Consider the following 18,095-nt stretch of genomic DNA (forward strand, 5'->3'; position numbering starts at 1 on the left):
TTCCTGACCTTACCTGACTACACATGACAATACCTGACCATTAATAACAAAATATGACCGCCATGACCACATCTGACCTTATCATTCACTCATTCACTTTTATCAATGCCATATATCGAATTTGAGAAAGGTTTTCCGGGTATTTTGGGCCCGATGCGGTTCAGTCCGCATACCGCGGAGCCGATGAATGCACTGGCCAACGCGCTGATGTGTTCGGACGAAGGATTGAGCCGCGGCGAACGCGAGTTGATCGGGACGTATGTTTCGTCCCAAAATGATTGCTTCTTCTGTCAGACCATCCACGGTGCCATTGCCAGCGCCTACCTGGAAGACGAGGACTGGTCGTTTGTCAAAAGTGTCAAGGAGAATTTTGGCGAAACCGCACTCTCCGACAGGATGAAAGCCCTGCTGTCGATCGCAGGCAGCGTCCAGCGCGGGGGCAAGCATGTTACGCCCAAGCAAATCGCCCGCGCCCGCGAGTACGGCGCCGATGACCGCCAGATCCACGACACCGTACTCATCGCCGCAGCATTCTGCATGTTCAATCGCTACGTCGACGGGCTCGCCACCACTGCGCCGACCGACCCGGATGTGTACCGGGCCAGGGCAGTGAATGTGATGAAGAACGGGTATTCGGCGGTTAGGGGGTATGAGTGAAGGGTAAGTAGAAATAGGTGTTCGAAAAACAAAAATGGAGTTGACCATCAGGACAACCCCATTATTGTTTATTTAATTTTTAAACTATGGGACCTCGACAATGGCGTTTTCGCCGACAAATGCATGCATGTAAGTAAGATACTTATTGTGAGTCGAATAAAATTGCAAATCCATGTTTACATATTGTGAAAAAACAGCTGTTTCTTCAGTTCCTTGTGCTACAAAAGTGATAGTTTTAGTTACCCACTCCGCTTGCTTTCCTCCTAGGTCAAAAGGGGTTATGCCACTTCCCGAATTCGGACTAATCGTCCCTGGAATTTGAACACGGGCGCCAGGCGAGTATACAGTCGGTTCTCCATTTTTAATACAGATGCTGCTAGCAACAGATATGGTCAGAGCGTATTTTTTACCAGGCGTAAGATGCTTGATTTTTGCTGAGGCAAAAGAGGTAGTTATTTTATTATCATTAGCGAGGACATTCTTCTGCGACATGATGGTGACAAAATTGTTTGCGCTGTTATTATTAGCACCTGGGGGATTGAGGAAAGGTTTAGTCCAGGGAAAATTCGGGTCACCCCACAAGTGTGTTTTCGTCGAAGTCCCTACCTCTATGGGATTGCCTAACTGAGAAAAACTCCAATCAGCTACAAGCATGTTAATGCCCGCTGTGCCGTCTGTGGTAGGGATTGTCGGGAGGCCTTGCAAACCGCCGCCACGTTCGTTGTTAAAACCGCTTGCTACTTTCTCTGGCTGCGCCACCTGTGCATCATCTTTTGAGCAGCTACTCATTATCATACAAGCAGCCAGCGCCAATCCTAATGGTAATTTTTGAATTAAAGTCATTTTTGAAAATTGATTTACGTGTAAAAAAGTGATTTTAAGTGGCTGCAAATAATGCTGTTTAAGTGACAGTGACCGCACGGAATGAATGGGCGGTGTAGTATGGTTATTGAGCGGAAAGTGGTCGAGCTTTGTAGGTATTACAATCCTAATTACTTCTGTGACCTGTTTGGAAAGATGTTTAGTATGCTTTGATTTTCGTATCTTTTACCTATGTCGTCGTTCCTCGAACTCAAATCATTTTACAAGCATATCAACCGTGCGCCGGAAAGCGGGGGGCATTTTAATAGCTTCAAAGTGGAGGACCTGATCATTTCCGGGACAGGCCGGCCACCTACAGCAGAAGGAATTTCTTCAAAGTCAGTCTCGTCAATGGGCATAGTAAGATCCATTATGCCGATCAATGCATCGAGGCGAAAGGCGCGGCATTGGTATTTACCAATCCGATGATCTCTTACCATTGGGAGCGGGTCGATGAGCAGCAGAGCGGGTTATGTGTGCATTTTTACGGAAGCTTTTTTGGGCCGGAAGACTACTTCACAGCTCATCAGCGAGTGCATTGCACGGGACGCGGAGGCACGCCTGCGTAAGTAAGGCGGAAAAGGAAGTCTTGAAATCGCGGTTCTGAACCTTGCTAAGCTCGATGCTGTGCGCGATTTTGCCTATTCATTTATTCAAAAACATCATCGACTCGATATTCTGATCAACAATGCGGGCGTAATGACGCAGCCTCCTTCCATGACCGACGATGGTTTCGAGCTGCAATTCGGGGTGAATTTCCTGGGACATTATGCGATCGCCCGCATCGGCGAGCTGATGGATCCCTGGCAGGGGCATTGCCGTCGCTGTACGCGGCTGTGGCAATGGGCTGGGGAGGCTACAAAAGTCGTTTACCCGGCCGGCAATAGGTGAATGTTATGAAAATAGCCGGTTTTTATAGATTTTGGAAGGTTCAATTGGTATTTACATCAGGACTCTTAACATTTTCAGCCAGTTATGAAAAGACATTTCTCTGTATTACTTCTTGCCGCTTCGATGTTGGCAGCCTGTGGAAACCCGGAAGCCAGACAGGACGCAAAAGAAGCTCCCAACGAACTCGAAGGCACCTGGAAACTCCTGAGCGGCACATTGATCGAGAAGGGCGACACGACGGTAACGGATTACACACAGAAGCTTTCCTTTATCAAAGTCATTAACGATAGCCATTTTGCCTTTTTGCAGCACGATCTGAACAAAGGCAAGGATTCCACTGCAAGTTTTTCGGCTGGCGGCGGAGCCTACACATTGAAAGACAGCGCCTACACCGAAAAGCTGGAATATTGTACCGCCCGCGACTGGGAAGGAAACGAGTTCCACTTCACGATTTCGATTCACAACGATACGCTGGTGCAGCGTGGCGTCGAGAAAGTAGAGTCGGCGGGTGTGGAGCGATTGAATATTGAAAAGTACGTGCGGGTGAAGTAATATGCAAAGAAAAAGCCAGAAGCAGCGCTGCTTCCGGCTTTTTTGTTTGATTTGCAAAACCTTATTTCGCGGGCTCCTTGGTTGCCGTGATCGGGAATTCGCCGTCTTGTGAAACGATTGTGCCACTCAGCTTCTCGCCGTCCTGCGTCATGGTCACGGTGAGGATGCCGCCCTGGAAGTCGAGTTTGAAGGTAACTTTGCCCTGGTCGATGGTCAGTTCCTTCATTTCCATACGTTCCTGCTGACCTAGGTAGCCCGTGGTTTTGTCGTCCTTTTGTTCGAACGTCATGAAGCCGGTTTCATATTCGGGTGGCACGTTGGAAACGGTATATTTCCAGGTTCCGATAAGATCGTTGGCTGTTTTGAGGTTTTTGGCAGTTACAGCGAACACCGTAACGGCCAGGATCATGGTTAGCAAATACTTTACTTTCATTGTGTTGATGGTTTATGCGATTGGTTACTAAATGGAATGGCATCAAATTTAGAAAAAAGCAAATAGGTTGCGATCCCGGCAATGTTATATTTTCAGTAACTAAATTACTATCGGTGTTAATGGCTGATTAACGGCAATGCACTGCTTACTTGCCGCGAATTTGTTTTTGCCTACCTGTTGCATTCGCATTTCCCCTACTTTTGAGGCATGAAGGTCATCGTTGCATATCTGCTGGCGTTTTGCGTGCTCGCGCTCTCCTGCATTCCCTGCCAGGACGAGGCGCTGCCGTTGCCTGATAGCAACGGAACTGAAGCCACGGCGCTCGCTACGGCCGCCGGAGGCTCCCACCGGGAAGCAATTGACCTGTGTTCTCCCTTTTGCATTTGCGCCTGCTGCGCAAGCGTGACGATCAGTGCAAACGTCGCCGCTCTGCCCGAAAACGCTGTTTCCCAACTGATACCACCAGCAGGTTTCTCCTACCTCCAAATTCTGTACGGCGGCGATATGGCCGGCATCTGGCAGCCGCCGCAGGAAAGGGTATAATCCGTGCCCCAATGGGCAATTTATCGGACAAGTCGTTCGCCTGTTGCATTCGAGCATCCGGCGTGACGCGGTATATCCATTCTTTTTAAATCAGAAATGTTAGATAAAATCATTCATTTTTCGATCCACAATAAGTTGGTGATCGGAATATTCACGCTTGCCCTGGTGGCCTGGGGGGCCTACTCGCTTACCCGGTTGCCCATTGATGCCGTACCTGATATTACCAACAACCAGGTGCAGATCATCACCACAAGCCCGTCGCTGGCGGCCCAGGAAGTGGAGCGGCTGGTTACTTTTCCCGTCGAGACGGTGATGGCGACCATCCCACGTACCGAAGAAATCCGTTCGATCTCGCGCTTCGGATTGTCGGTGGTAACCATTGTTTTTGAAGACGACGTCGATGTTTACTGGGCACGCGCGCAGGTATCGGAGCGGCTGCACAGTGCCGTGGAGCAGATTCCGCCTGGTTCGGGAACGCCGAGTCTGGCGCCGGTTACCACGGGTTTGGGGGAAATCTACCAATATGTTTTACATACCAAACCGGGTTTTGAAAACAAATACTCACCGATGGAGCTGCGCAGCATTCAGGACTGGATCGTGCGACGGCAACTGCTGGGTACCTCCGGAGTGGCAGATGTGAGCAGTTTTGGCGGCTTTTTGAAACAATATGAAATCGCTGTCGATCCGCTGAGGATCCGGAGCGCGGGAATTTCCATCGCACGTATTTTTGAAGCATTGGAACAAAATAACCAGAATACCGGCGGAGCTTATATTGATAAGAAGCCCAATGCCTATTTCATCCGCAGCGAAGGCTTGATAGGTTCGCTGGATGACATTCGTAAAATCCAGGTAGGAGAAACCGGAACCGGTCTGCCGGTGCTCATACGCGACATTGCGGAGGTCGGTTTCGGCAACGCCGTGCGGTATGGGGCCATGACGCGCAACGACGAGGGGGAAGTGGTAGGAGGGCTGGTACTGATGCTGAAAGGCGCTAATTCTTCGGAGGTAATCGGCAATGTGAAAGAGCGCATTGCGCAGATCCGTAAGAGCCTGCCCGACGGCGTCGTGATCGAGCCGTTCCTGGATCGTACCAAGCTGGTCAACAATGCGATAGGTACTGTTTCGAAAAACCTGGTCGAAGGAGCGCTGATCGTCATTTTTGTGCTGATACTATTGCTCGGTAACATGCGTGCCGGGCTGGTAGTGGCCTCGGTGATCCCGCTGGCAATGCTTTTCGCGGTCAGTATGATGAACCTTTTCGGTGTTTCAGGGAATCTGATGAGCCTAGGAGCGATCGATTTCGGGCTGATCGTCGATGGTGCGGTCATTATCGTGGAGGCCACCTTGCACCACATTGTTTCTAAACGTTACACGCATCGCCTCACCCAGGACGAAATGGACCGGGAGGTGTACGAATCGGCCTCCAAAATCCGGAATTCGGCGGCATTTGGCGAGATCATCATCCTGATCGTATACCTGCCGATATTGGCGCTGGTGGGAATCGAAGGCAAGATGTTCAGGCCGATGGCGCAGACGGTGAGTTTTGCAATCCTTGGTGCATTTATCCTGTCATTAACCTATGTTCCTATGATGTCGGCCTTGTTTTTGAGCAAGAAAAACGAATATAAGCCAGGCATATCCGATCGGATCGTCGGTTTTTTCCGGCGCATTTACCTACCCGCGCTGGATTTTTCGCTACGAAAAAAGTGGTTGGTCTCGTTCGTAGCCGTTGTGCTGCTCGGCGGGAGCTTCTGGCTCTTTTCGCGGATGGGGGGCGAATTTATCCCGCAGCTGGATGAAGGCGATTTCGCGGTGGAAATGCGCGTGCTTACCGGCAGCTCACTTTCCGAAACGATCGACGCTACACGCAAAGGTGCAGCCGTGCTGCAAAAGAACTTCCCCGACGAGGTGCTGGAAGTCGTCGGTAAAATCGGCTCCGGCGAAATCCCAACCGACCCGATGCCCGTGGAAGCCGGTGATATGATGGTGATCCTGAAAGAAAAATCGCTTTGGAAAAAAGCTGGAAACAGGGAGGAGTTGGCTGAGAAAATGCAGGCGGTACTGACCGAATCCATTGCCGGGGTAACATTCGGGTTCCAGCAGCCTATCCAGATGCGTTTCAATGAGTTGATGACGGGCGTAAAGCAGGATGTGGCAGTCAAAATCTTCGGGGAAGACCTCGACGAGCTCGCACGCCAGGCTGCACGGATAGGCAAGCTCGCGGGCGCGGTGCGCGGCGCGGAAGATGTTTATGTAGAGTCCGTGACCGGCTTGCCGCAGATCGTCGTTCGCTTCGACCGTGATAAACTGGCGCAGTTTCACATTCCGGTCGCCGAAGCGAACCGAACGCTCAATGCCGCATTCGCCGGTGCCGGCGCAGGGCTGGTTAACGAAGGCGAGAAGCGCTTCGACCTCGTGGTACGCCTGCAAAAAGCCGATCGCCGGAGCATTGACGACGTTCGGGGCCTGTTCGTTGCTAACGCGGAAGGCCAGCAGGTACCACTCGGTCAGATAGCAACCATCGAAATGCTGGTCGGTGCCAACCAGATCCAGCACGAGGATGCCAAGCGTCGCATTACCGTCGCATTCAACGTGCGTGGCCGGGATGTGGAAAGTATTGTGAATGAACTGCGCGGGCGCATCGACCGGGAGATCAAATTGCAGCCGGGGTATTTTGTGACTTATGGCGGACAGTTCCAGAACTTGCAGGAGGCTAACAGCCGCCTGGCCGTAGCGGTGCCGGTGGCATTGTTGTTGATTTTCGTACTACTCTATTTTACATTTCACTCCCTGCGGCAGAGTCTGCTGGTGCTCACGGCCATTCCTTTTTCGGCGGTTGGCGGCGTGTTGGCGCTCTGGGTACGAGACATGCCATTCAGTATTTCGGCCGGGATAGGCTTTATCGCATTGTTCGGGGTGGCGGTATTGAACGGGATTGTGCTGATCGCGGAGTTTAATATGCTTCGCAAATCGGGCGAGGCGGATCTGCGCAAAGTGATTTTTGAGGGGACCGAAACGCGCCTGAGGCCGGTGCTGATGACGGCCCTCGTGGCATCGCTCGGTTTTTTGCCGATGGCGCTGTCGTCGAGCGCGGGAGCGGAGGTACAGCGCCCGCTTGCGACCGTGGTGATCGGCGGGCTGGTGTCGGCTACTTTGCTTACGTTGCTGGTCCTTCCGGTTTGGTATGGGATCGTAGAAAGGCGGTGGGGATCAGGGCGTGGCAGCAAAGTGGCGGTGGCGGGTACCGTCGTCATGCTGGCAATGCTATTGTCTGATCATGCCAGCGCTCAACAGATGGCGCCGACCCGGAAAATCTCACTCCGCCAGGCTGTGGATGAGGCATTGGAACGCAATATGCTGATTAAAGGAGATTTGTACCGCATTGGCTATCAGCAGGCGCTGATGAAAACCGCCGGCGATCCGGGCAAAACGGATTTGGCCTGGATGGGGGGGCAGTACAATAGTGTCAAGTTTGACAATCATTTTCTTTTATCCCAAAACCTGCCGAACCCTGTGGCAGTGAAAAAACGTAAATCGCTGCTGTCCGAAGAAGTGAATGGCGTGAAGGCAGCTATGGAAGTCACCAAAGCGGAACTCGTGAAGGAGGTCAAAATCAACTATCAGCAGCAGGTTTTACTCAAATCCCGCCAAAAACTGCTGGATGCCGAGCTCCTTCGTGCGGAGCGTTTCGTAAAGGCGGCTGAAATGCGATTCAAAACCGGAGAAACGAATCAGCTGGAATATGCTACGGCGCAAAGCCAGTTGGGGGATGTCCGTGCGCAGCGCATCCGGAATGAGGGCGATCTGCGCAATTTGCAACGGGCGTTGCAGACTTTGCTGAACAGCAACGCGCCTGCCGAAGCCGAAACGGACTCGCTTACATGCAGGAGCTTAGCCGCACCTGCGCCCGACACCGCCGCACTGAGCGCCAATCCCTACCTGCGCTTCCTCGCGCAGCAGGTGGCAGTGGGAAGCAGGCAAACCGCCTTGCAAAAGGCGGCCCTATTACCTGAGTTTAATATCGGGTATTTCAACCAGTCGCTCACGGGCTTTCAGAACACGGGCAGCGGAGAAGTTTTCTACGGCTCAGGCAAGCGTTTTCAGGGCGTGCAAATAGGTGTGCAGTTGCCGATTTTCAATGCTGCTTCCAAAGCCAGAATCAAAGCCGCTCAGATAGGAGAACAAGTCGCAAGAAACGAAGTCGAGACGGCGCGTATGCGGCTCGGAAGTGATCTGGAACAGGCGATCCGAAGCCTGGAAACAGCCCGGCAAAATCTCGATCTGTATGAAACCGGTACGCTCGTGCTGGCAGGCACCATTCAAAACAACGCTACCAAAGCTTATGAATCGGGCGAGATCGGGTATATCGAGTACGGACAGGCGTGGAACCGGGCACTGAGCATCCGCCTCAACTGGCTCGATTTGCTGAGTGTTTACAATCAATCGGTTATCCAAATAGAATACCTTTTAAATGAGCAGTAATCCGAATATCTCAATGAAAAATATAGTATCAGGTCTGGTACTTTTCCTGGTAATAGCTGCCTGCAAGCCGGGGAGCGAAAAGGAGGCCGCGGAGGCAAGGGGCGAGCATGCTGCGGAGGAAACCAATCATGTTGAACTCACAGCAGCCCAATACGAAACTGCAGGTATTGAAACGGGCGGGTTTTCCGTCCGGAAACTGAGCGGAACGGTAGCGGCGAACGGGGTCATCGATATTCCGCCGCAGAACCTGGTAAGTATTTCAGCACCGCTGGGCGGGTTTGTACGCAAATCGGAGCTTTTGCAGGGAATGAAGGTGCAAAAAGGCGAAGTGCTCGCGGTGATCGAAAACCCCGATTTTATTCCCATTCAACAGGATTACCTCGAAACACGCAGCAAGCTGGAGTTCGCAGAGCAGGAATACCAGCGCCAGAGCGACCTCAGCAAGGAAAATGTGAATGCGCAGAAGGCATTGCAGCAATCTGCGTCGGAACTGAAAATGTTGCGCGCGCGGCTGGCAGGCTTGAAGGAGCGCGTCCGTACGGCGGGTGTGGATCTGGCCGGGCTGGAAAAGGGGAATATTACGAGTGTTGCCTCTATTCGTTCTCCGATTGCGGGTTCGGTGACGGTCGTGAATGTGAACCTGGGCAAATACGTCAACCCGACGGATGTGATGTTCGAGATTGTGGATACCGATCACTTGCATGTGGAACTGTCTGTTTTTGAGCAGGATATTCCAAAAGTGAAGCTGGGACAACTGGTGCGGTTCCGTGTGAGCAACAACCCGGGGCAGGAAGATCTGGCCAAAGTTTACCTCATCAATCAGAAAATCAACGACGATCGTACCGTACGGGTGCACTGCCACCTTGAAAAAGAGGATAATGCTTTGCTGCCGCAGAATTTCGTCAAAGCGATTATTGAAACAGGCGCCAATCCGGTGAATGCATTACCAGATGAAGCCGTGGTCGATTTTGAAGGGAAATCTTATGTTTTTGTAAAAGACCCCAAAGGCGAAAGGAGTTTCGATATGGTGGAGGTTACAAAAGGTATCTCGGAAAATGGTTTCACAGAAGTAAAAATGCCGGCCGGCGCCGCTGAAAGCCCTCAGTTTGTGTTGAAGGGAGCCTATACATTGCTTTCGAAGCTGAAAAACTCGGAAGAGGAGGAAGGACACTAAATTGTTGATCAATCGGTAGCCGCGCTAGGGCAGCCGCACCGCGACTAACCCAGCGCGGCTACCGATTGATTATGCTTTGATGACCCTTACAAGTGTCTGTACCGTTGCCAGCACGTGGTCCATATTGCGGTAATCATTGGTAGCCTTTGAAAACATTACTCCGCCTTCGATCAATGCGATAATGGAAACGGCCATTTGTTCAGCATTGACGCCCTGGCGGAATTCGCCGGCTTCGGTCCCTTTTTCGATAATCTCAACAATGTTCTTTTTCCAGCTGAACAATGCCTTGGCGGCACTCAGCTGCAACGGGACATTGGTATCGTCGGCCTCCACTGCCGTGTTCAGGATGGGGCACCCCCCGCGATCGCCTACACTGGAGATCACATCCCTGTACACGCGGCCGTAAACCATCAGTTTTTCGAAATAAGTCTCCGCTTTTTTTAGCTGCGCCTGTACGGTGTTGAATACCAGCGACCGGTTATATTCAAATACAGCCAGCGCTACTTCCTCCTTGTTCTCGAAATTTCCATAAATGCTGCCCTTCGTGAGGCCGGTTGCTTCGGTAATGTCCGACATGGAGGTGCCCGCATAGCCTTTCCGGTTGAAAATCTCGGCGGTTTTCTCAATGATGAAATTCCGGGTGCGCTCGGCTTTGGTTGTTCCTATGTTCATATAACAAATATACCAATTGGTATTTATTTTTACAAATAGGCGGGATGTCGATTTTACTTTTAAAATCGACTGGTAAAAAGTTAGCGGAGCGCCGGGAATACTTTTCCTCTTAATTCCCCGAATCCGATCCGGATATCACCCTTTTGTCCAAAACCGCGCATGATCACTTCATCGTGATCTTCCAGAAATCGCCGCTCGATGCCTTCACGGAGTTTTACAGGTTGAGTGCCGTTACGGGTGGATTCCAGCAAGCAGCCTTTTTGGGTAATACTGCTGCCGCTGATGGTCCCGGTGGCGAGCAGATCGCCCGTTTGAAGGTTGCAACCCGTGACAGTGTGATGAGCGATTTGTTGCGCGGCAGTCCAGTAAATGCCGGCCGCATTGTTTTGGCATACTAAAAATTCCCCCGAACCTTCGGGTTTAATACTGACCGAAAGGGAAAGATCGAAGTTCTGACGCGGGTGGTGCGTAAGGTAGGGAAAGGGCTCGGGCCGCTGTGCGGGCGCGGATGTGCGAAAATGCTGCAATGCTTCCCAGGTAACGATCCATGGCGAGATGCCCGAAGCGAAGTTCTTGCTCGTAAATGGTCCCAGCGGCTGGTATTCCCATCGCTGAATATCGCGCGCCGACCAGTCATTTAAAAGCAGCACACCGAAAATGTAGTCTTCTGCCTCGTCGGCGGGAATAGGCTCGCCCATAACCGAGTCTTTACCGATTACAAACGCCAGTTCGAGCTCATAGTCGAGTGCATTGGTCGGCTTGAAGGCAGGCGTGCCGTTTGACTGGCCGATTTGCCCCCAGGGCCGTGGTACCGGCGTGCCCGAAACGACGATGGAGGAAGCGCGACCATGGTAGGCGACCGGCAGATGCTTCCAGTTGGGAAACAGCGGGTTGTCGGGCCGGAAAAGCTGCCCGACGCTGAATGCATGCTCCTCGCTCGAATAAAAATCCGTGTAGTTACCGACTTTGAGGGGCATATGCATTTGCACTTTTTTCTGTGGGATCAGCAGGTGCTCGGCAAACTGTTTCAGATCCGACTGGTGATCACACAATGCTGTTTGGATGATTTTACGCACGTATTCGGAAAAACCACGACCGAGTGCCATCACATCATTCAGCACCGGCTTCCTGAATGCACTTCCTGCCTCGGGATATTGCGGAAACATATTCAATGCATAGGCAGCCGCCAGGTCCACGACCCAGTGGCCAATGGCCAGCCCCGCGCGGGCAGGACGTTCGTCGCTGAATATGCCGAAGGGCAGGTTATGGATCGAAAAATCGGAATCGGGTGCGACCGGAAGCCAGGATTGTAACATTATGGCGGAGATTTAGGCTTGTTGTGCCAGATAGGCTTCCAGTAACGGCTCAATACCTGTCACAGACTCATAAAGCTGGTCGTAGGACTGAATCACAAAATAGTGGTCCTGGTACCGGTCGATATGGTAGGGCGTGTCGAGCACGAGGGCAAGGTCGAAATCGATTTTCGGTACATCGTGGCCCAGGCAATAGCGGCTTTCGCCGGAGGAGGAAATGATACCTCCGCCATAGATTTTCAACGCGCTATTTTCGCGGATCAGCCCGAATTCGACAGTGTACCAATACAGCCTCGAAATGCGCTGCAGAATTTCCTCCTGATCGATATGTTTCAATGCGACCTCGCTCAAATGCGCCATGAAGTCGCAGAACGCCTGGTTGCTCAGCAGCGGTACGTGCCCGAATGTGTCATGGAACATGTCCGGTTCTTCGAGGTAATCGATTTGCTCCGGTTTTCGGAGCCAGCTTGTCGCGGGGAACTGTCGGTTGTATAAATGCGTGTAAAACTCGCGGTGGGGGATAAGCCCCGGTACCACGTATACTTCCCAGCCTGTCAATGCGCGCAGTGCCGGATTGGTTTCATCTTCGAAATGCGGGATATGGTCGGCCACGAACCGTACCTTGTCAATCCCGTCGAGATAAGCCCGGCTGGCAATGTGCGGAAGCTGCTCCATCTGCCGTTTGAAAAGCTGTTTCCACATCCGGTGGTCAGCTTCGGTATATTGTTCATACGCCTGGTTCATGATTGAAAAGGGTTTGCATTAAAGTGTACCACGCAGCATCTGCTCGCGCTCGATCGCTTCGAACAATGCTTTAAAATTGCCTTTCCCGAATGACTGCGCGCCTTTTCTTTGAATAATCTCAAAAAACAGGGTAGGGCGCGGCATGACCGGCTTGGTAAAAATCTGTAAAAGGTATCCCTCATCGTCGCGGTCGACGAGGATGCCGAGTTCGCGGAGGCTTTCAATGTCTTCGTCGATATGTCCTACGCGGGCGAGCAAATTATCGTAATAGGCAGCGGGAACGCGAAGGAACTCCACACCGCGGTCGCGCAATGCGCGTACGGTATCGACAATGTGGTCTGTGGCTACGGCGATGTGCTGCACGCCGGGGCCACCGTAAAAATCAAGGTATTCCTCCACCTGTGATTTCTTTTTCCCTTCGGCCGGCTCGTTGATCGGGAACTTGATACGCCCGTTGCCGTTGCTCATGACCTTGCTCATCAGCGCCGAATATTCAGTCGAAATGTCTTTATCATCGAAGGAAACCATCATTTTGAACCCCATCACATCCTCGTAAAACTTCACCCACCGGTTCATTTCGTTCCATCCCACGTTTCCGACCATATGATCGATATACCGCAGCCCGACCGGCTCCGGCGAATGTTCAGGTTGCCAGGGCACGAATCCGGGGAGGAAAACGCCGTCGTAATGCTTCCTTTCTACGAATATGTGCACGGTATCGCCATAAGTACATATCCCGGATCTGACCGTCTCGCCATCGTGATCTTTTTCCGCCACGGGTTCGAGAAACGGTCGCGCGCCCCGGCTGACGGTTTCCCGGTAAGCGGCTTTGGCGTCATCAACCCATAATGCAATGGCTTTTACGCCGTCACCATGTCGGTCTATATGCGCGCCGATAGACGTGCCGCCGTGCAATGGCGAGGTAAAAACGAGCCGGATCTTATCCTGCACTACCACATAGGATTCACGGTCGGTAAGCCCGGTTTCAAGCCCGGCCATGGCCAGCGGCTGAAATCCGAATGCATTCCGGAAATAATGTGCCGATTGCAGTGCATTGCCTACGTAGAGTTCTACATAATCCGTACCGTTAATCGGCAGGAAGTCGGTCGATACGGGCGGGGCGGATGGTGCTGTTAGGGTGGACATGTTGATGAATTTTGAATGACTGAATGATTGAATGATTGAATGATTGAATGAGTGAATAAGTGGATGAGGTTAATCCCCGAATAGATTGTTGAAAAGACATTCAAATGACAACACCTGACAACACTGCCAATACCTGACCATTCTTGACTATTCCTGACTATTCCTGACAAAGTTGCTACGTCACGATTCTGCCCAGCTGCCAAAATACCGCCCGTCGTCGATGGTCATTGCCTGTTCGGTCAGCATCAGGGGCCGGAAGGTATCGACCATCACGGCAAGCTCCTGGGTCTCTTTTTTGCCGATGCTCCGTTCGTATGCACCCGGGTGCGGGCCGTGCGGGATACCGCCCGGGTGCAGCGTAATATGTCCCTGCGCGATGTCGTTGCGGCTCATGAAATCACCGTCGACGTAATACAGTACCTCGTCGGAGTCGATGTTGCTGTGGTTGTAGGGCGCTGGGATGGCCAACGGATGGTAGTCGTAGAGCCTCGGACAAAACGAGCACACTACGAATGCGTCGGTCTGAAATGTCTGGTGCACCGGCGGCGGCTGGTGAATGCGGCCGGTAATGGGTTCGAAATTGTGGATCGAAAACGCCCAGGGATAATTGTACCCGTCCCAGCCAATCACATCGAACGGATGGGTTTCGTAGGTTACAGGGTGGATATGGCTTTGCTTTTTGATCTTAACCAGAAAATCACCGTGCTCATCGTAAGTCTCCAAATCCCGGGGGAGAATGTAGTCCCGTTCGCAGTATGGCGAATGCTCGGTGAGCTGTCCGAAATGGTTTCGATACCGCTTGGGTGTATAAATCGGCGTATGCGATTCGAGGTAGAGCAGGCGGTTGTCGGGCCCGTCGAATTCGATCCGGTAAATGGTACCCCTGGGAATCAATACATAATCACCATAGGTAAACGGTACCTGCCCGAAAGGTGTCCGCAGCTTGCCGGAGCCCCGGTGGACGAAAAGCAGCTCGTCGGCGTCCGCATTTTTATAAAAATAGGACATAGGCGCGCCGGTAGGAGCAGCGAGGCCCAGAATGAGGTCGCGGTTCACGAGCAGGGGCGTGCGGCTGTCGAGGTAGTCGGCGGCAGGTTTTACATCGAAGCCTATCAGCTTCCGCATGGTCATATTGTTGGCTACCGCAATGCGCGGCGCCACATCGTAAGGTTCGCCGAGCGATTTCACTTGAGTGGGCCGCCAGGTGTGATAGAGGAGGGAAGACATGCCTTCGAAACCGATGGTTCCGAAGAGCTCTTCATAGTAAAGCCCGCCGTCAGTTTTGCGAAACTGCGTGTGCCGTTTGGGCGGGATGGTTCCTAGTTGTTGATAGATCGGCATGTGCTTCGCGATTGTAAGTTAGCCAATAGTTGTTTATGCAATTATAGGAAAAACAAATCAATATTTAAATAAATTTTTGTATTATTTTAAAATAGCAAAAAGTACTCCCGGTTAATAATTTCTATGGTATATGCTTATTTGTTCTATAAAATATTAAGAATAAATTTGAATGCATTTCAGTCCTCCAAAGGACTGAAAACGACTCCCATCCTAGTTGAAAAAGGCATTTGCCGCTTCTGTTGTTGTTCCTGACGCAGTATTTTCATTCAAATCAAACCATTCAGCCATGAGGAAACACTACCTCCATTTACCTGGGAAGGGTATTCTTGCATTTTTACTATGCCTGACGCTGTCGGCGCCGGGAGTCGCGCAGATCAGCCCGTTTATTCACGTCGACCAGTTCGGGTACGCGCCCGCGGCCGAAAAGGTGGCGGTACTCAGCAACCCGATCGTGGGATACAATGCCGCATTGAGTTACACACCGCCGGGTACAATGGAAGTGCGCAACAGTGTCACCAATGCGGTGGCGTTCAGCGGTCCGGTTACCGTTTGGAATAGCGGCAGTACCCAGGCCAATTCGGGTGACCAGGGCTGGTGGTTCGATTTTTCGGCACTGACGGCCACAGGCAGCTATTATGTGTTTGATCCGGTCGGTAACCAGCGTTCGGCGGTTTTTGAAATTTCGCCCAATCCTTACGGCAATGTGATGCTGGCGGCTGTGAAAATGTTCTATTACAACCGCTGCAACATGGCGAAAACGGCCCCGTACGCGCAAAGCAAGTGGACCGACGGGGATAATTTCATGCATGCATTGCAGGACCAGCAATGTCGCTACGTGTATGACCAGGGCAATGCGGCGCTGGAAAAGAACCTGACAGGCGGCTGGTTCGATGCCGGTGACTATAATAAATATGTGTCGTTCACGCATAGTCCTTTGCACGACTTGCTGTATGCCTATGAGGAGAACCCGACTGTTTTTACAGACAATTTCAATATTCCCGAAAGTAAAAACGGCATTCCCGATCTGCTCGACGAAGTGAAATGGGAGCTCGACTGGCTTTTCAAAATGACGAATGCTGATGGCAGCACGCACAACAAAATGGGCAGCCGGAATTACAGCGAGAACATTTCTTCACCTCCGAGCGTGAATGTGGATGGCCGCTACTACGGCCCCATTTGCACCTCAGCGTCGGCCACCATTGCCTCGGTGTTCTCGCACGCAGCCCTCGTCTACGCGGGTATCCCCGCGCTCGCGGCCTACGCGGGGCAGTTGGAAGCCAAGGCTGTGAGTTGCTTCAATTATGTATTGCCGTTCTTCAATGCAAATACCTTGCAAACCGATTGCGACGACGGAAGCATCGTTTCGGGTGATGCCGATGTGGGTGTAGGACCGCAGCGGAGCATGATGGTGATTGCCGCGATTTACCTTTTCGAGCGGACCGGCAATGCGGTTTACAATCAGTTTGTGGTTAATAATTACGCGGGTACTGATGTCATGACCTCCGGTTACTGGGGTGTGGATGCTACCGAATTGCAGGATGCATTGCTGCGCTATGCGAAGCTTCCCGGCGCCAACCCGACTGTCGCCTCGGCAATCCTGAACTCGGCGGGAACAGCTGTGGACGGTAACTGGAACGATTTCTTCGGCTGGACGACGGCCGATCTCTACCGTGCATTCATGCCCGACTGGTCGTACCACTGGGGTAGTAATATGCCCAAGGCCGATTATGCCAATGTGAACCGCAGCATGCTTAAAGCCGGGCTGGGCAATGCGGCCAGCCTCACGCGCAAGGCTGCGGAACAAATCCACTATTTTCACGGCGTTAACCCGCAAGGGATGGTGTATTTGTCGAATATGTACGGGGTGGGCGGCGACCGTTGTGCCAATGAAATTTACCACACGTGGTTCAACGACGGCACTGTTTACGACAATGCGCTGACGTCGCCGAACGGTCCGGCGCCGGGTTATGTGGTGGGTGGGCCCAATGCCGACTACACGATCAGCGGCCAGTCGCCGCCGTTTGGTCAGCCGCGCCAGAAAAGTTACCTGGATTTCAATACCGGTTGGCCGACCAACAGTTGGGAAATCACCGAGCCGGCTATTTATTACCAGGCCGCCTACATTCGCTTACTTGCTCACTCGACGCTGCCCGTGGAGGACCCGCTGCCTGTGGAACTCGCTGATTTTCACTTGAACGACATAGGAAAAAGCCAGGTGCAGCTTTACTGGAAAACTGTTTCGGAAACAGACAATGAGCATTTCGAGATCGAGCGTTCTACGGACGGTGTCGATTTCCGGATGATAGGGGAGTTAAAGGGGCAAAACACCACCGCTACGACACATTATTATACATTTACCGACACCGAGGCACCGGCGGTTACGACCTATTACCGATTGAAACAGGTCGATTTCGACGGAAAGTTCGAGTATTCCAAAATCATCGCATTATATCGCAACGGCGATGCCGCATTCCGCATCGGCCCGAATCCGTTGAGTGATTACGTGGATTTGCAAATGCCGCCTCGCACTGGTAAGACCACGGTGAGGCTCATCAATATGGCCGGGGTGGAGGTAATGCGCCGCGATATGGACGGCAGTGGCCGTATGCGGATACCTGACGTAGCCAGGGGGATTTATCTCCTGCATGTGGAGCAGGGAAATGAAAGGCTTTTTACACAGAGGATTTTCAAAAATTAAACCGGTAACGGGCAGCGGCAAACGAATGCGCAGCTGCCCGTTGCTTTTGAATGGGATCAGTGCTGTCCTGGTTCGGGCTTTCTTTTCGGCATGATCAGGCTGTCGGCCGGGTATTTCGCTTTCAGCGTATCCATTTGGGCCTTTGCCCATTGAATAAGGCGCTCGCGCTGAGCGGTGCTGAGCTTGGCCTCCGGGTGCATACCCAATGCGGTGTATGATTTGAGGGGCATGGCGTCGTCTTCTACCATTTCCACCGTCTCTTCCAGCTTGTGGTTCTGCCGGGCGATGGACAGGCTTGTGAACGTCGAGAAGTTCAGGTGCCGTTTGCCGTCCTCGACATGCTCGTTCATCCACCATGCCAAAGGCTGGATATTGGAATACCATGGATAAACGGTTTTATTGCTGTGGCAGTCGTTACAAGCCACTTCCAGGATGTTCTTCACATCGGCAGGGACGTCATATTTCGTCGCGATGTTCATGGACTGGTCGTCAGAGAGGTTTTTTTCGGGGCGGATAAATTGAATGATGATAAAAACGGCCAGGAGGGCAAGCAGGATTTTTTTTAACATGTCCGGTGGTGATTTAGAT

16 protein-coding genes are annotated in these 18,095 nt (G+C 52.1%); 8 read left to right on the forward strand and 8 right to left on the reverse strand.

The window, feature by feature from the left end:
• Window positions 1-105: 105 nt before the first annotated feature.
• On the forward strand, window positions 106-657 hold the full coding sequence (locus AC2YIT_RS23125) for a carboxymuconolactone decarboxylase family protein (protein ID WP_487280728.1): 552 nt from the start codon (window positions 106-108) through the stop codon (window positions 655-657).
• An 84-nt stretch (window positions 658-741) separates the two neighbouring features.
• Here AC2YIT_RS23125 and AC2YIT_RS23130 read toward each other — a convergent pair whose 3' ends face one another.
• Window positions 742-1,548, reverse strand: a complete 807-nt coding sequence (locus AC2YIT_RS23130; RefSeq protein ID WP_487280729.1) for a hypothetical protein — start codon at window positions 1,546-1,548, stop codon at window positions 742-744.
• Between the two features lie 395 nt (window positions 1,549-1,943).
• Here AC2YIT_RS23130 and AC2YIT_RS23135 point away from each other — a divergent pair, with 395 nt between their 5' ends.
• From AC2YIT_RS23135 to AC2YIT_RS23145, 3 genes are all read left to right on the forward strand, one after another.
• Window positions 1,944-2,087 (forward strand): hypothetical protein, encoded by a 144-nt coding sequence (locus AC2YIT_RS23135; protein WP_487280730.1) that lies wholly within the window; start codon window positions 1,944-1,946, stop codon window positions 2,085-2,087.
• A 34-nt stretch (window positions 2,088-2,121) separates the two neighbouring features.
• Entirely contained in the window at window positions 2,122-2,409 is a 288-nt protein-coding gene (locus AC2YIT_RS23140; RefSeq protein ID WP_430843807.1) for an SDR family NAD(P)-dependent oxidoreductase, read from the forward strand.
• An 84-nt stretch (window positions 2,410-2,493) separates the two neighbouring features.
• Window positions 2,494-2,961, forward strand: coding sequence for a hypothetical protein (locus AC2YIT_RS23145; protein WP_430843558.1), 468 nt, complete (start codon window positions 2,494-2,496; stop codon window positions 2,959-2,961).
• A gap of 61 nt (window positions 2,962-3,022) precedes the next feature.
• On the opposite strand, the gene AC2YIT_RS23150 is transcribed toward AC2YIT_RS23145, so the two are convergent.
• Window positions 3,023-3,394 carry a hypothetical protein gene (locus tag AC2YIT_RS23150; protein WP_487280731.1) on the reverse strand — a complete coding sequence of 124 codons (372 nt, stop codon included), beginning with the start codon at window positions 3,392-3,394 and terminating at the stop codon, window positions 3,023-3,025.
• A 207-nt stretch (window positions 3,395-3,601) separates the two neighbouring features.
• Between AC2YIT_RS23150 and AC2YIT_RS23155 the strand changes: the two genes are divergently transcribed.
• The 3 genes from AC2YIT_RS23155 (at window position 3,602) to AC2YIT_RS23165 (ending at window position 9,593) form a co-directional block, all read left to right on the forward strand.
• The gene (locus tag AC2YIT_RS23155) at window positions 3,602-3,937 is read left to right on the forward strand and encodes a DUF6660 family protein (RefSeq protein ID WP_487280732.1); all 336 of its coding nucleotides are present in this window, start codon (window positions 3,602-3,604) and stop codon (window positions 3,935-3,937) included.
• Window positions 3,938-4,033: 96 nt separating this feature from the next.
• Window positions 4,034-8,419 carry a CusA/CzcA family heavy metal efflux RND transporter gene (locus AC2YIT_RS23160; RefSeq protein ID WP_487280733.1) on the forward strand — a complete coding sequence of 1,462 codons (4,386 nt, stop codon included), beginning with the start codon at window positions 4,034-4,036 and terminating at the stop codon, window positions 8,417-8,419.
• A gap of 13 nt (window positions 8,420-8,432) precedes the next feature.
• Window positions 8,433-9,593, forward strand: coding sequence for an efflux RND transporter periplasmic adaptor subunit (locus AC2YIT_RS23165; RefSeq protein WP_487280734.1), 1,161 nt, complete (start codon window positions 8,433-8,435; stop codon window positions 9,591-9,593).
• A 69-nt stretch (window positions 9,594-9,662) separates the two neighbouring features.
• Here the strand turns inward: AC2YIT_RS23165 and AC2YIT_RS23170 are convergent, their stop codons facing one another.
• From AC2YIT_RS23170 to AC2YIT_RS23190, 5 genes are all read right to left on the reverse strand, one after another.
• Window positions 9,663-10,265, reverse strand: a complete 603-nt coding sequence (locus AC2YIT_RS23170) for a TetR family transcriptional regulator C-terminal domain-containing protein (protein WP_487280735.1) — start codon at window positions 10,263-10,265, stop codon at window positions 9,663-9,665.
• Between the two features lie 80 nt (window positions 10,266-10,345).
• Window positions 10,346-11,581 (reverse strand): fumarylacetoacetase, encoded by a 1,236-nt coding sequence (gene fahA / locus AC2YIT_RS23175; RefSeq protein ID WP_487280736.1) that lies wholly within the window; start codon window positions 11,579-11,581, stop codon window positions 10,346-10,348.
• A 12-nt stretch (window positions 11,582-11,593) separates the two neighbouring features.
• Window positions 11,594-12,322 carry a phenylalanine 4-monooxygenase gene (locus tag AC2YIT_RS23180; RefSeq protein ID WP_487280737.1) on the reverse strand — a complete coding sequence of 243 codons (729 nt, stop codon included), beginning with the start codon at window positions 12,320-12,322 and terminating at the stop codon, window positions 11,594-11,596.
• Between the two features lie 18 nt (window positions 12,323-12,340).
• Complete coding sequence (hppD, locus tag AC2YIT_RS23185; protein ID WP_487280738.1) at window positions 12,341-13,468, reverse strand: 4-hydroxyphenylpyruvate dioxygenase; 1,128 nt, start codon at window positions 13,466-13,468, stop codon at window positions 12,341-12,343.
• A 180-nt stretch (window positions 13,469-13,648) separates the two neighbouring features.
• Window positions 13,649-14,809, reverse strand: a complete 1,161-nt coding sequence (locus AC2YIT_RS23190) for a homogentisate 1,2-dioxygenase (RefSeq protein ID WP_487280739.1) — start codon at window positions 14,807-14,809, stop codon at window positions 13,649-13,651.
• A gap of 286 nt (window positions 14,810-15,095) precedes the next feature.
• Here AC2YIT_RS23190 and AC2YIT_RS23195 point away from each other — a divergent pair, with 286 nt between their 5' ends.
• Window positions 15,096-17,507: a glycoside hydrolase family 9 protein gene (locus AC2YIT_RS23195; RefSeq protein ID WP_487280740.1), complete on the forward strand. Its 2,412-nt coding sequence runs from the start codon at window positions 15,096-15,098 to the stop codon at window positions 17,505-17,507.
• A 56-nt stretch (window positions 17,508-17,563) separates the two neighbouring features.
• Here the strand turns inward: AC2YIT_RS23195 and AC2YIT_RS23200 are convergent, their stop codons facing one another.
• A complete protein-coding gene (locus tag AC2YIT_RS23200) occupies window positions 17,564-18,076 on the reverse strand; it encodes a heme-binding domain-containing protein (RefSeq protein ID WP_430843569.1) in 513 nt (170 codons plus the stop codon).
• Between the last annotated feature and the right edge of the window lie 19 nt (window positions 18,077-18,095).

It is taken from the genome of Dyadobacter sp. SRI_021 (assembly GCF_057586235.1).

Bases quoted from the DNA above. Each gene is read 5' to 3' on its own strand.
- AC2YIT_RS23125 (WP_487280728.1), top strand. From the start codon at position 106: ATGCCATATATCGAATTTGAGAAAGGTTTTCCGGGTATTTTGGGCCCG.
- AC2YIT_RS23135 (WP_487280730.1), top strand. From the start codon at position 1,944: ATGATCTCTTACCATTGGGAGCGGGTCGATGAGCAGCAGAGCGGGTTA.
- AC2YIT_RS23145 (WP_430843558.1), top strand. From the start codon at position 2,494: ATGAAAAGACATTTCTCTGTATTACTTCTTGCCGCTTCGATGTTGGCA.
- AC2YIT_RS23150 (WP_487280731.1), bottom strand. From the start codon at position 3,394: ATGAAAGTAAAGTATTTGCTAACCATGATCCTGGCCGTTACGGTGTTC.
- AC2YIT_RS23155 (WP_487280732.1), top strand. From the start codon at position 3,602: ATGAAGGTCATCGTTGCATATCTGCTGGCGTTTTGCGTGCTCGCGCTC.
- AC2YIT_RS23160 (WP_487280733.1), top strand. From the start codon at position 4,034: ATGTTAGATAAAATCATTCATTTTTCGATCCACAATAAGTTGGTGATC.
- AC2YIT_RS23165 (WP_487280734.1), top strand. From the start codon at position 8,433: ATGAAAAATATAGTATCAGGTCTGGTACTTTTCCTGGTAATAGCTGCC.
- AC2YIT_RS23170 (WP_487280735.1), bottom strand. From the start codon at position 10,265: ATGAACATAGGAACAACCAAAGCCGAGCGCACCCGGAATTTCATCATT.
- fahA (WP_487280736.1), bottom strand. From the start codon at position 11,581: ATGTTACAATCCTGGCTTCCGGTCGCACCCGATTCCGATTTTTCGATC.
- AC2YIT_RS23180 (WP_487280737.1), bottom strand. From the start codon at position 12,322: ATGAACCAGGCGTATGAACAATATACCGAAGCTGACCACCGGATGTGG.
- hppD (WP_487280738.1), bottom strand. From the start codon at position 13,468: ATGTCCACCCTAACAGCACCATCCGCCCCGCCCGTATCGACCGACTTC.
- AC2YIT_RS23190 (WP_487280739.1), bottom strand. From the start codon at position 14,809: ATGCCGATCTATCAACAACTAGGAACCATCCCGCCCAAACGGCACACG.
- AC2YIT_RS23195 (WP_487280740.1), top strand. From the start codon at position 15,096: ATGAGGAAACACTACCTCCATTTACCTGGGAAGGGTATTCTTGCATTT.
- AC2YIT_RS23200 (WP_430843569.1), bottom strand. From the start codon at position 18,076: ATGTTAAAAAAAATCCTGCTTGCCCTCCTGGCCGTTTTTATCATCATT.